This is a genomic window from Larkinella fluvii (genome assembly GCF_051857545.1).
GTDB lineage: Bacteria > Bacteroidota > Bacteroidia > Cytophagales > Spirosomataceae > Larkinella.
Genome location: NZ_JBPZHB010000005.1, coordinates 222,111 through 234,285, shown reverse-complemented (window position 1 = coordinate 234,285; position 12,175 = coordinate 222,111). Strand labels below are relative to the sequence as shown.

Sequence of the window (12,175 nt, the reverse complement as noted above, 5' to 3'; positions counted from 1 at the left end):
CTTTAATTTTCACCGGATGAAGCGGTTTTCAGGCGTTTTATACCTCTTGGTAGTGGGGATACAAGGTTCATTCGGGCAAGGCTATCAGCAGGTGAAAGGCCAGGTCGTGGACCAATCGACGGGAAAACCGGTCGAATTTGCCTGCGTCAGCGTCAGTGGCAAAGCCTGGGGGACACTGGCGAATCGGGAAGGGCGGTTTTTGCTGAACTACCCTAAAATCGATTCGCAGAAAGAAGGCATCATTTCGGCTGTGGGCTACCAGAATGCCAAACTGGTCCTGCGAAACCTGAAACCGATCGATTCCGTTGTCGTAAGTCTGGAGCCGGTGCTTCGGGCAGACCTGGCGGTTTCGTTCCGGAGGCAAACCGACGGACGGTTGCTGGTATTTTCGGCCCTGAAGGCCATTCATGCCAATTTTCAGGCGACGCCCACCGTGTTGACCGGTTTTTACCGCGAGACGCTTTCGACCGATACCGTTTGCTGGACTGTACGGGAAGCCATCCTGAAAGTGGAGAAGTTACCCAAAATACAGACCGAATTGCCGGAAAAAGTAAAGCTGGTGAAAGGGCGGCAGTACGTACGGAATCCGTTGCCGAAAGCGTTGGAAGGATACGCGTTTCCGAACGGAGCCGCCATCGTGACGCGCAGCATGGATCTGGGGCCGCCGGAGTATTGGGACGGTGACAACCTGAACGACTACGAATTCCGGCTGGATTCGGTTCTGACCGCCAGCGACAACCGCCCGGCGTACCGGCTGGCGTTTGCCCCGGTGGCAGGTCGGCGGGTTCGGGCAGCCCGGAAAGGCGAGGTGTTGATCGATACCGCCAGCCGGGCCATTGTCCGGATTGCGTATGAATTTACGCCCGAAGCCGCGGGGGAGGTGTTGAAAACCAATCTGAAAGCGGTTTTTGAGAACCTGACCGGTCGTTCAAAAAAGGAAGTAAAACGGATTTATAGCCATAGCCACTATCGCCAGTTGAACGGCAAATGGTTTTTGCAGGACGCGCGGCTGGTGCTGGAAACGCAGTTTTCGGTTGCCGCCAATACGCCGATGATGGCCGTCATTGCCCTGCATTTTGGCACCGGTGAATACGCCAGATCCAACGGGCAGGCCGTTCAGGAAACGGAGGTGCTGACGACTACCGAAAACCTGCCGAAGCAGACCGGCCGATTGGACGACCGCTTTTGGGGGAATTTCAACACCATTTTGCCAATGCATGCCGAACGATTGATTTTGCCCCCGCCCCCTAAAGGGGAGAAGACGCGAAACCATCCGGAGTGAGCAGCGTCCTCTCCCCTTTAGGGGGCGGGGGCGGTAAATACAAAACCAATGAACGAAACAGAAACGCTGAAACCGGTTGATTTCCTGAAGCAGTACTACGGTTACGACCGGTTCCGGCCCATGCAGGAAACCGTCGTCCGGACCTTGCTGGACGGCCGCGATTCGCTCGTGCTGATGCCGACGGGCGGAGGGAAGTCGGTGTGCTTTCAGATTCCGGCGCTGATGAAACCGGGTGTCTGCCTGGTGGTGTCGCCCCTGATTGCGCTGATGAAAGACCAGGTTGAGGCCCTGTTGCTGAACGGGATTCCGGCGGCTTTTCTGAACAGCACCCAAGGCAGCCGCGAGCAGCGGGAAATTGAGCAGGATTGCCAGGCCGGCAAGCTGAAACTCCTCTACGTTTCGCCCGAAAAAATGCTGTCGGAATCGTTTTTCGTGTTTCTGAAAACCTTGCAAATCAGCTTGTTTGCGGTCGATGAAGCCCACTGTATTTCGTCGTGGGGGCACGATTTTCGCCCGGAATACACGCAGTTGGCGATGCTAAAAAAGCATTTTCCCGACGTGCCGGTGGCTGCCCTGACCGCCACCGCCGATAAATTGACCCGCCAGGACATCATCAACCAGCTTCACCTGAACGACCCGGCGGTTTTTGTAGCTTCTTTTAACCGCCCAAACCTGAGCCTGAAGGTGTTGCCGGGACTGAAACGCATTCAGCAGATCGAACGGTTTCTGGCTCTGCAACCCGACAATTCCGGCATTATTTACTGCCAGAGCCGGAAGTCGACGGAAAGTCTGGCGGCCAAACTGCAGGAAAAGGGCTACCGGGCGGGCTATTACCACGCCGGGATGAGTGCCGAAAGCCGTTCGCAGGCGCAGGAAGAGTTTGTTCGGGACGATATTCGCATCATCTGCGCCACCATTGCCTTTGGTATGGGCATCGACAAATCCAACGTCCGCTGGGTGATTCATTATAACATGCCCAAAAACCTGGAAAGCTTTTACCAGGAAATCGGCCGGGCCGGGCGCGACGGTTCTGCCGCCGATACGGTTTTGTTTTACAGCTTTGCCGACGTGGCAAGTTGGAAGGAGATGCTGTCCGAAAATGCCCCGGCCAATCTGGGGTTACAAATGGCGAAACTGGAGCGCATTCAGCAGTATGCCGAAGCGCATTCGTGCCGGCGTCAGGTTTTGCTCAGTTACTTTTCGGAAGAACTCACCGAACCCTGTGGTAACTGCGACGTCTGCCAGAACCCACGGGTGATGTTCGACGGCACGGTGCTGGCCCAGAAAGCCCTCTCGGCCATTGTCCGGTTGAAGGAGCAGGTGCCGGTCAACACGCTGATCGACGTCCTGCGCGGTTCGCGGAACCAGACGGTGATGCAAAATAATTACCACCTGATTAAAACCTACGGCGCGGGCAGTGATCTGAAGTTTGACGAGTGGCGGAGTTATATCCAGCAACTGATCAACATCGGGGTTATTGAGATTGCCTACGACGATCATTATGCGTTGCGACGCGGGATTCTGGCGGATGCGGTTTTGTTTCAGGATCGGAAAATCCAATTGATCAAACCGGAAGATGCGGCTCAGCTCAAATCCGAACAAAAACCGAAGACCAAAACCGAGACGGTTCGCGACGATCTCTTCGAGCGGCTGCGGGTGTTGCGGAAACAACTGGCTGACGAACAGAACGTGCCGCCGTATGTGGTTTTCACGGATTCGTCGCTGGAAGAAATGAGCCGCCTGCGCCCCACCACGCCCGAAGCCTTCCGAAACGTGAGCGGGGTGGGCGACCGGAAGCTGCAATTGTTCGGGAAACGGTTCATGGAAGTCATTGCCGGGTTCCTCACCGGACAGGCGCGCGAAGGCACGACCCTGAAAGGCTCAACGCATTTGCTGACCTTCGAACTCTACCAGCAGGGCAAAACCGTTGACGAAATTGCGGAGGAGCGGAAGCTGTCTTCGTCGACCATTGCGATGCATTTAATCTACCTCGCCGGCAACGGATATGAGGTCGATCTGGCCGGTTTGGTCGATACCGCCGACCGCCTTGAGATTGAACGGGCCATTGCCCGGGTGGGCGTGGAAAACAACGCGTTAAAGCCCGTGTATGATGCGTTGCAAGGGCGCTACGACTACACTAAAATCCGGATTGTGGCCGCCCTGCTCGGCCGTATTCTCTGAGTATTCTATGGCGTTAGTAGGATTTCCGTTTAGTAATTTATACAGACCCGAATTTGGTAAAGTGCAGTAAATCAACTAGCTTCGTATAAATGACTTTTTATTAAACCGTGACCGTCGTGTTGACGTAAACAACAACTAAGTCTGTTTTGATAAAAGAAGCAAGTATTATTCTGATGCTGTCGACGCTTAAAACCATTGGTTTGTCGGCACCACTGGACGTACATTCAAGAGAGTTTACGTCCCATTCCAATGGCACCGTTAGTGTAAGGTTGCCGGGAACCGAAACGATCCAAAGTTTACAACCCGTACAATTTTGCGGGGAGTTTGTTCCCCTTCGGCAGTCCAACGTTACCAGACGTTGGGTAACGGTTTTGCTCAAACAATCCCGTCATCGGGATTATCTGCTCCGGCTTCGGAAACGAGCGGTAAAGTTTTTTCCGGTTATCGAACCCATTCTGGCCAAGTACAACATTCCCAAAGACTTTAAGTACTTGCCTTTGGTTGAAAGTGACTTGTCGGGCACCAGTACATCCCCCAAAGGTGCGGGTGGCTACTGGCAGTTGATGCCCCAAACCGCCCGCGACAATGGTCTGATTGTCAGACATGGACTCGACGAACGGAGGGATCTTTACAAGTCGACTGTGGCCGCCTGCCGGTACCTGCGTGAGTTGCACCGCGAACTGGGTTCCTGGACGCTGGTTGCAGCCGCTTACAACAGTGGCGTTACCCACGTTCAAAACCGCATCGACCAGCAGGGCATCCGGAGTTATTACAACCTGCGGCTCCACCGCGAAACCAGTACGTATCTGTACCGCGTGTTGGCCTATAAAGAGTTGCTGACCCGCCCCAGGATGTACAGCGACATGCTGAGCCCCGCCGTGCTGGCTGACCTGACCCGGCCTTTACCGGGCGAGCGTTTCCAGCCGGGTGTTGAACCCATTATTCATGCCTCCGGCGAACCGGGTCTCGAACCCGAGCCTACCTGGGGGCCACGCAGCCGGAATCTGCTGGAAGAAGCCCTCGCGCAAATCATCGGTGAATCGGAAGACACCAGCGGTGCTTCGGATGCCGGTTCCACGTCGATGACGGCTTCTGCCGCCCAAACCCCGACGGCGATGGCCGGATTGCTGGGTCTGCGGGTGTTGCGATTCCGCCGGACGCGGCTGTGGCAGGTTTTCCTGGCCGCCAAACGCAAAATGCAGCCCCTCTTCGATTGGGACTGGGTATAGTAACCGAAATGTTTTACCAACGAAAAAAGGGACGCGAGCGTCCCTTTTTTCGTTGGTACTACCCCAACCTTTAAGGTGTTATACAGAGAATGCGCAAAAGCATAGAATTCTGCCCTATTAGGGGCTTAACAGCGAAGCGTCGGTAGATCGAGCAGGCGATTGTATCTTCAAGGTGCCGTCAGGTACCTAACAATTGGCAGAGACAGGGCTGTTGCGTATCTGATGGCAAGCAAAAAAATCGGTTCATTCTCTTTAGCTACCGACGCTTCGCTGTCAAGCCCCTGGCGGGACCATTCTCATGAGCGATTGGGAGCAGGATTAGACACCTGTCGGTAAGAAAATCCGGAAAACCGCCCCCTGGCCTTCCCGGCTTTCTGCCAGGATGGCTCCAAAGTGGTTTTCGACCACTTTTTTTACAATCGCTAATCCCAGGCCCGTTCCGGCATACTGGCTGTTCTGGCTGTGCAAACGCTGGAATGCTTTAAATATCTGGTGGCGGTATTCAGTTTTGAAACCAATCCCGTTGTCCTGAACGCTGATTTCATAAAACCGGATCGACTTTTGAAGCGGCTTCAGTGCGACGGGCAAAATAGGAAAAGTCAAACCCGCTGGTAAGTCACCCAGTCGCACTTCCCGAGTCGAAATTTGAATGTGAGGGGGCGTGTTCGGGAACGAGAATTTCAGGGCGTTGATGAGCAGGTTCTGAAACAGTTGCCGCAACTGGCTAACACTTCCCCGGATGGTCGGCAGGGGGGCGACTTCAACGACGGCGTTTTTATCCTGAATCATCAGTTCCAGATCCGACAGCACGTCGTTGATCAACGGATTGAGTGATACCGCAACCGGAGCGGGTTTCTGGGTAGATAACCGGGAATACGTCAGCAAATCCTGAATCAGCCCTGACATCCGGCTGGCGGCTGATTGCATCCGCTGCAAAACCGTGGCGCCATCGCCTAACTGGCTGCCATACTGATCGAGAAGCAGATCGCCGAATGCCTGAATTTTTCGTAAAGGTTCCTGCAAATCGTGGCTGGCCCCGTAGGCAAACTGCTCGAGCAATTCGTTGGATCGCACCAAATCCTCGTTGGACTTTTTCAACCGCAGTTCCTGCAATTTGCTCTCCGTAATGTTCATAAACGTGATCACAATCTGGTCGGTGCTCTGCCGGACGGCGGCCACCGTGAACCAGGCTTCCAACCCGTTTGCGTCGATGTAATACTGCGTCGTTTGATCGGTTTGGCCCGTTTCAGCCACCCGTTGATAGAATCCGAACAGACCGGATTCGATGTTGCCGGGGAATACCTCCAGCAGCCGGTGTCCCGCAATTTTCTCGGGTGGCAAAAATAAATCACGCTCGACAGCCCGGTTGGCGGTTTGCATCAGAAAGTCGATGATCTGCCCGGATTCGTCCCGGATCGCCCGCATGGCGATGGTACTATTCAACGATGCGTCCAGCGTTGCCTGCAAGAGTTCAGCCTGTTCCTGCTGGGCCACCCTCGCCCGCTTCTGGTCGGTAATATCCACGAATGAAAGCACGATGCCCTCCTGCAACGGGGTGGCGGTGATGAGGAAACAACCGTCACAAGCCTGGTCACCATAGGGGAATTCAACAATTCTAGACTCCTTCGTTTCAATTGCGTCGACATACTGTTGAAATAAGCCCAGTTCCTTTGCGTTCGGAAACCAGTACATCAAGGGCTTTTCCAAGATCTGGCTCCGTTCGATACCCAACAACTGAGCAAGACCCTGGTTGGCAATCCGATACGAAAAATCAACGATTTGGGCTTCTTCGTTGCGCATGGGGACGCAATACGCCATAACATTTTGTGAGGCATCCAGAATGGCCTGCATCAGGACAAGCTGTTCCTCCGCAGACGGGCTATTCCAGAAGTTGTTTGGTGTAGAACTCATAGCGTGTGGATCGGTGCGACTTCCTTCCGAAATAAACTAATGGAAACCGTCTTTTGTGTCGTCCGGTGGCTAAAAAAGTAGCGAAGAAGCGGAGCGATTGTCGTTCGCTATGCCTTTCCACGAAAAAACCGTACCTTAGCACGCCTATGAAAACGGGTGAAAATCCGTTCATTCCCTACTCCTCAACTCAGGCAATGAAACGAAACGCATTGATCGGTATAATGGTATTCCTGGCGGTCGGGATGGCCGTGGCTCAAAAATCGGTTCCGGTAAAAAGTACCTGGACCAGTGTGCCAACTGCTACCGGAGCAACCGCCGACAGTACGTCGCGTCCGGAAGTTTTTCTGGAAAACGCGAAAGTCCACGTGGTGGCCGTGAACAATGCCGATAAATTGTTCCTGACACTCCAGTTGGACAACGACCAGGATCAGTTTAAATCACTGCTGTTCGGCAGCACCATCTGGCTCGATCAGAAAGGCAAGAAAAAAACGTGGCGCGGCATTCAGTTTCCACTACCCGAAGAAATGGACCCCGCAACCGGGCGCCCCGTGGCGTTGGGTGCCAAAGCTGGTCCCACGGATCGGTCGACGATGACGAAACAACTCATTGACCGGAAAATCGAGATGAAACTCATTCACCTCGTCGCCGAAGACGAAATGCTGGTGTCGGCCACCGGCGATCCGTCCGGTATTACGGGGCGACTGGAAGACAAAGCCGGTCGGCTGGTCTATCACCTGACCATTCCGCTGGCGTTGCTCAATGCCAAACCCGGTTCGGGCGAACCCCTCACCATCGGTTTTGAATCCGGCGTTCCGGAGCGGCCCAAGCAGAGTTCGTCCAATTCGAGCAACATGGGCATGGGCGGAATGGGTGGTGGCATGTACGGTGGCGGCATGTATGGCCGACGCGGCATGTACGGTGGGGGTGGAGGAGGTGGTTTTAGTGGCCCCACGATGGCTCCAACCCGGTTTGCATTAACGGTGGAACTGGCGGCTCAGTAAGGCTGCTGGCCACCAAGCCGTAAATTTCAATTTTGAAAATTTTCGTATGAAGTAGCAAGATTCCAAGGATATAGTATATTTGAATAAATTTTACCGAATAAAGATTTGTGAAACGGTTTATCTCCTTCGGTTTATTCGTTGTTTTGCTTTACCACATGCTGGGGCATCTGCTGGTGCTCGTCAGTGTGCAGTGGCAGGAACAGCATGAATTGTCGGAACGGGTTACGGTTTTTTCGTCGGTTGACCACATTGTCGAGTTTCAAATACCGCTTCAAAAACACCCCAACGAGGCCATTCTGACGCAGAGCAAACCGGAAGGGTTCAAATACCGGGGCAGTTTCTACGAAATTGTCAATCTGGATGTCTCGGGAGATACGCTGCACATTTCCGGCTACGTCAACCAGGCCAAATCCTTTTTTCAGCGCGATCTGCTTTCCTTTGTGAAGGAGCAGTTTGCCACCGGCACGTCCGAATCGTCTAAAAAAGCCAATAACCTGCTTAAATTATTTTTAAAGGAATATTCGCCCATCAACCGCGCCCGTACCTGGTTTTTTCTGTACGACTGGAACGAGAAACTGGTGCGAATCCCATCGTTTACCTCCCATTTGTCGACCCGCAGTCTGCCGGTTTATTCTCCACCCCCCGAGTTGTTGTCCTGATGAATTCGTTGATTCGCCGGTTCCCTGCGACCTCAGGTCGTGGCTGAATTGCGCGTATTCGCTCCCGTAACCCGCTAAGCAGATACTGGTCATCCTTCGTTGCCCCAAAATGGGTTCGACGGGACATTCCGTATGCTGCCGGGTATTCATCACCGGTTTCTTATCCATCCGTTGGCAGGTTGGTGGGCTTTTTGGCCGCGCCCGCAGTCCACGGTATGACCATCTCAGACAACTCGAAACAATGAAATTGTTTTACCGATTTTCAATGGCCTTTCTGTGCCTGTCCATTCTGTATACCCAGGCGTCGGGGCAGGGCTGCGTAGCTGTCCGGCACATGGGCTGCGCCGTTCCGGGCAATGCCACTTCCGCCGATTTTTTCAAACAACGCACCGGCCAGTGGCAGGTGAACATGGGCTACCGGTATTTCCGGTCGTTCCGGCACTTCAAAGGCGACGTTGAGCAGAAAGAACGCCTGGAGCAAAATACGGAGGTGATCAACCTGTCGCACGCCCTCGATCTGGGCATCACTTACCTGGCAACGCCCCGCTTATCCTTTTCCGTGAACCTGCCGATTCAGTACAACGACCGCTCGTCGCTGTATGAACATTACGGTAATTCACTGACCGCCAACCCCGAACAAAAACGTTTCCATACCTATTCGCAGGGCATCGGCGATGTACGGATTTCGGGCAGTTACTGGCTGGTGAATCCGGCTAAACTGTCGAAAGCCAACCTGGCGCTGGGCGTGGGGGTTAAACTGCCGACCGGTAATCCGGGCGTAACCGGCGATTTTCATAAACTGGACAAGGAAAAACGAGACAATATCGTCAACAAACCGGTCGATCAGTCGATCCAGTTGGGCGATGGGGGGGGGGGCTTCAGTGTGGAAGGTCAGGGATATGCCCAGCTTACCGGTGGACTGACGGCGTATTTTTCCGGCTATTACCTCTTCAATCCCCGCGAAACGAACAACGTACTCCGCAGCCCCGAAGCAACGACCATCGATCTGGTGACGGGTTATTTCTCGGTGGCGGATCAATTTGCCGCCCGGGTGGGGCTGAGCCAGTCGGTTTCCGTGATCCCGGGTCTGGCCGTGATGCTCGGCGGTCGGGTAGAAGGCATTCCGTCATCGGATGTTTTTGGGGGAAGCAAAGGATTCCGTCGTCCCGGTTACATTGTGGCCGTTGAACCCGGTCTGGCCTACATGCGCGGCAAATTCTCGGCCACGGCAACCGTCCCGGTAGCACTCTACCGCAACCGGATCAAAAGTTACTCCGACAAACTCGATCCACTGGGCGTTCGTCACGGTGATGCGGCTTTTGCCGATTATTCCGTGTCCGTTTCGCTGAGCCGCTGGTTCTAGATAATTCTTATCGGTCTTTCCGACACGTATCCACCTTTCAATGCAATGAAAAACTTTATCAAATTACTGGTAGTCAGTGCTGTATTAGCAGTTGGCGAGGGGAAGGCGCAAATGCCGCACGATGCCATTTATATGTCCAAAGGTTCGGTTTGTGTGGCAGCTATGTATGGCAAAAGCACCTGGACCGATTACTGGGAAAACTCGCTCAAACGCTCCAATTCCAACATCGGTAGGCATACGACCCAAAACGTGATGCTGATGCCTGCCATTGGAATCACCAACCGGTTGAACGTCATTTTGAGCCTGCCGTATGTCTGGACGGAAACCAGTGCCGGTAACCTGCTGGGCCAGAAAGGTCTTCAGGATCTGTCGGGCTGGTTGAAATACCGGATTCTGTCGACGCACGGTTTTTCGCTGCATGCCGTAGCGGGAGCCTCGCTGCCGGTGGGCAATTACGTCCCGGATTTTCTGCCGATGTCGATTGGTTTGCAGTGCCGGACGGTTTCGGGGCGGCTGATTGCCAATTACAAACACCCGAAAACCGGTCTGTACATCAATGCACACGGCACCTACCTCTGGCGGAGTAACATCAATGTGGACCGCGACGCCTACCAGGCTGACGACCGGGTGTACAACACCAACGAAGTGAGCGTGCCGAACGCCTACGACGCGGGCCTGCGGCTGGGGATTCTGCGGAAAAAATGGCAGACCGAACTCTGGGCCGAACGCAGCTCCTGCACCCACGGCGACTACATCCGGCGACACGACATGCCGTTCCCGACCAACAACATGCAGGCAACGACGGTGGGCTGGTATGGGAAAGTGCAGCCCAAAAACATCGGTGTCAACGCCCGGGTGGGCTACGTTACCGACGGCCGGAATGTCGGACAGAGCACGAGTTTCATGGTGGGCGTACTGTATCTGTTTAAGTTGTAAAAAGGATGGATGGGGATTGGCGTTCGGTTCATTGCCCCTGATTAATCAAGAAAAAGTATGAAAACCTATATTGACAGGCTGAAAAGAGCGATTGGCGTTTTTGCCACGGTGGCTGTTTTGATGTCTTGTGACAAAACCATTGAAGAACCCCAGCGGGTGGGGTATGCCCCCGCGTCGGTCGACGAAAAAGCGGGTTCCTGGAAAACGTACCAGCTAACCTCGGCTACTGAAATAGCGGTGGCGGCCCCCAAAGCGGTTTCTTCCCCCGAATACGTGGCCGAACTGGCCAGTTTGAAGCAGAAATCCGCCAGCCTGACGAAGGAACAGCAGGAAGCCGTCGTTTACTGGGGTGCCGGGGCCGTTTACCGCTGGAATGAGATTGCCCGCGAACTGGCGGCCCGGTATAACATTCCGCCGGCCTACAATGCCGAAGGGAAATATCCGGTGCCCGACGCGGCCAATCCGCTGGCTGATCCGAAGTTTCCGTTTGCCAATCCACCGTATGCTTCTCGTGCGCTGGCGTACCTGAGTGTGGCGCAGTATGACGCGCTGGTGGCCGCCTGGAACTACAAATACCAGTTCAAACGGGCCGCGCCGTCGAAAACCGACGCCACGATTCGGGTGGCCTTGCCGGTTTCCAGCATTCCGACCTATCCCTCGGAAGATGCCGTCGTGGCTGCCGCTTCGGTGACGATTCTGAAGGCCATGTTTCCGGGCGAGGTGCCGTATCTGGAAGCCCGCATGAAGGAACACCGCGAAAGCCGTTTGTGGGCCGGTATGAATGTAGAAAGCGATCTCGTGGCTGGTGTTGACCTCGGGAATGCCGTAGCAGCCAAAGTGATGGGCCGCGCCCGAACCGATGGGATGTCCGCTGCGAACAACCAGGCGTTGACAGCGGGCATGATCGAAAAAGCCAAAGAACGGGGTCTTCGCGAAGCCTGGGTGAGCCAGGAATTGCCGCTTCGCCCACCCATGCTGCCGAATTACGGGGCCGTCCTGCCGTGGAATTTCGCCAAAACAGATCTGGAAAAGTTGCGGGCTTTGCCACCCCCGGCGCTGGATAGTCCGGAATTCCAAAAAAACCTGGAGGAGTTGCAGAACATTCAGAAAAACCAGACCCGGGAACAGGCGCGGATTGCCAATTATTGGGCGGATGGAGCGGGCAGCTACACGCCCCCAGGTCACTGGCACCGTACAGCGGCCAATGTGAGCCACGAAGCCCGGCACAGCGAAGTCCGGATGGCGCGTACGCTGGCCCTGCTGGGAACGGCCGAAATGGATGCGGCCATCACGTGCTGGGACTCTAAATACTATTACTACTACCCCCGTCCGCAGCAGTTTAAAGTGAAGACGTCCGTAGGACTGCCCAATTTTCCGTCGTACACCTCCGGTCACTCGACGTTCTCGGGGGCGGCCGCCACGGTATTGGGCTACTTATTCCCTGATCAGGCGGATACCTTTACGAAACAGGCCCAGGAAGCTTCCGTGTCGCGCATCTACGGATTGATTCACTATCGCTTTGATTGTGATGCTGGTTTGAAGGCCGGAAATGAAGTTGGAAACTATGCCATCGCCCGGGCAAAAGCCGACGGATCCGGACTTTAATCCGCTAC

Annotated in this window: 9 protein-coding genes; 8 read left to right on the top strand and 1 reads right to left on the bottom strand. The window is 54.6% G+C overall.

The genetic code is table 11. The annotated features are described in order from the left end of the window. The first annotated feature begins 16 nt into the window (after window positions 1-16). From ACS5NO_RS14485 to ACS5NO_RS14475, 3 genes are all read left to right on the top strand, one after another. Window positions 17-1,282 carry a carboxypeptidase-like regulatory domain-containing protein gene (locus tag ACS5NO_RS14485; protein ID WP_439415815.1) on the top strand — a complete coding sequence of 422 codons (1,266 nt, stop codon included), beginning with the start codon at window positions 17-19 and terminating at the stop codon, window positions 1,280-1,282. A gap of 48 nt (window positions 1,283-1,330) precedes the next feature. Beyond that, complete coding sequence (gene recQ, locus ACS5NO_RS14480; protein ID WP_439415814.1) at window positions 1,331-3,463, top strand: DNA helicase RecQ; 2,133 nt, start codon at window positions 1,331-1,333, stop codon at window positions 3,461-3,463. A 146-nt stretch (window positions 3,464-3,609) separates the two neighbouring features. Continuing rightward, window positions 3,610-4,692, top strand: a complete 1,083-nt coding sequence (locus ACS5NO_RS14475) for a lytic transglycosylase domain-containing protein (RefSeq protein ID WP_133299773.1) — start codon at window positions 3,610-3,612, stop codon at window positions 4,690-4,692. A gap of 318 nt (window positions 4,693-5,010) precedes the next feature. Here the strand turns inward: ACS5NO_RS14475 and ACS5NO_RS14470 are convergent, their stop codons facing one another. Next, window positions 5,011-6,603: a sensor histidine kinase gene (locus ACS5NO_RS14470; RefSeq protein ID WP_439415813.1), complete on the bottom strand. Its 1,593-nt coding sequence runs from the start codon at window positions 6,601-6,603 to the stop codon at window positions 5,011-5,013. 146 nt (window positions 6,604-6,749) lie between these two features. Here ACS5NO_RS14470 and ACS5NO_RS14465 point away from each other — a divergent pair, with 146 nt between their 5' ends. The 5 genes from ACS5NO_RS14465 (at window position 6,750) to ACS5NO_RS14445 (ending at window position 12,167) form a co-directional block, all read left to right on the top strand. Beyond that, window positions 6,750-7,604 (top strand): hypothetical protein, encoded by an 855-nt coding sequence (locus ACS5NO_RS14465; protein WP_439415812.1) that lies wholly within the window; start codon window positions 6,750-6,752, stop codon window positions 7,602-7,604. Window positions 7,605-7,711: 107 nt separating this feature from the next. Next, window positions 7,712-8,263 carry a hypothetical protein gene (locus ACS5NO_RS14460; protein WP_439415811.1) on the top strand — a complete coding sequence of 184 codons (552 nt, stop codon included), beginning with the start codon at window positions 7,712-7,714 and terminating at the stop codon, window positions 8,261-8,263. A 241-nt stretch (window positions 8,264-8,504) separates the two neighbouring features. After that, on the top strand, window positions 8,505-9,626 hold the full coding sequence (locus ACS5NO_RS14455) for a hypothetical protein (protein WP_439415810.1): 1,122 nt from the start codon (window positions 8,505-8,507) through the stop codon (window positions 9,624-9,626). A gap of 45 nt (window positions 9,627-9,671) precedes the next feature. Further along, window positions 9,672-10,562 carry a hypothetical protein gene (locus ACS5NO_RS14450; RefSeq protein WP_439415809.1) on the top strand — a complete coding sequence of 297 codons (891 nt, stop codon included), beginning with the start codon at window positions 9,672-9,674 and terminating at the stop codon, window positions 10,560-10,562. A gap of 57 nt (window positions 10,563-10,619) precedes the next feature. Then, window positions 10,620-12,167 (top strand): vanadium-dependent haloperoxidase, encoded by a 1,548-nt coding sequence (locus ACS5NO_RS14445; RefSeq protein WP_439415808.1) that lies wholly within the window; start codon window positions 10,620-10,622, stop codon window positions 12,165-12,167. Window positions 12,168-12,175 lie beyond the last annotated feature (8 nt).

What these genes read in the sequence shown, in the direction of transcription:
- ACS5NO_RS14485 (WP_439415815.1), top strand. Translation starts at nt 17, where the DNA reads ATGAAGCGGTTTTCAGGCGTTTTATACCTCTTGGTAGTGGGGATACAA.
- ACS5NO_RS14470 (WP_439415813.1), bottom strand. Translation starts at nt 6,603, where the DNA reads ATGAGTTCTACACCAAACAACTTCTGGAATAGCCCGTCTGCGGAGGAA.
- recQ (WP_439415814.1), top strand. Translation starts at nt 1,331, where the DNA reads ATGAACGAAACAGAAACGCTGAAACCGGTTGATTTCCTGAAGCAGTAC.
- ACS5NO_RS14465 (WP_439415812.1), top strand. Translation starts at nt 6,750, where the DNA reads ATGAAAACGGGTGAAAATCCGTTCATTCCCTACTCCTCAACTCAGGCA.
- ACS5NO_RS14450 (WP_439415809.1), top strand. Translation starts at nt 9,672, where the DNA reads ATGAAAAACTTTATCAAATTACTGGTAGTCAGTGCTGTATTAGCAGTT.
- ACS5NO_RS14455 (WP_439415810.1), top strand. Translation starts at nt 8,505, where the DNA reads ATGAAATTGTTTTACCGATTTTCAATGGCCTTTCTGTGCCTGTCCATT.
- ACS5NO_RS14445 (WP_439415808.1), top strand. Translation starts at nt 10,620, where the DNA reads ATGAAAACCTATATTGACAGGCTGAAAAGAGCGATTGGCGTTTTTGCC.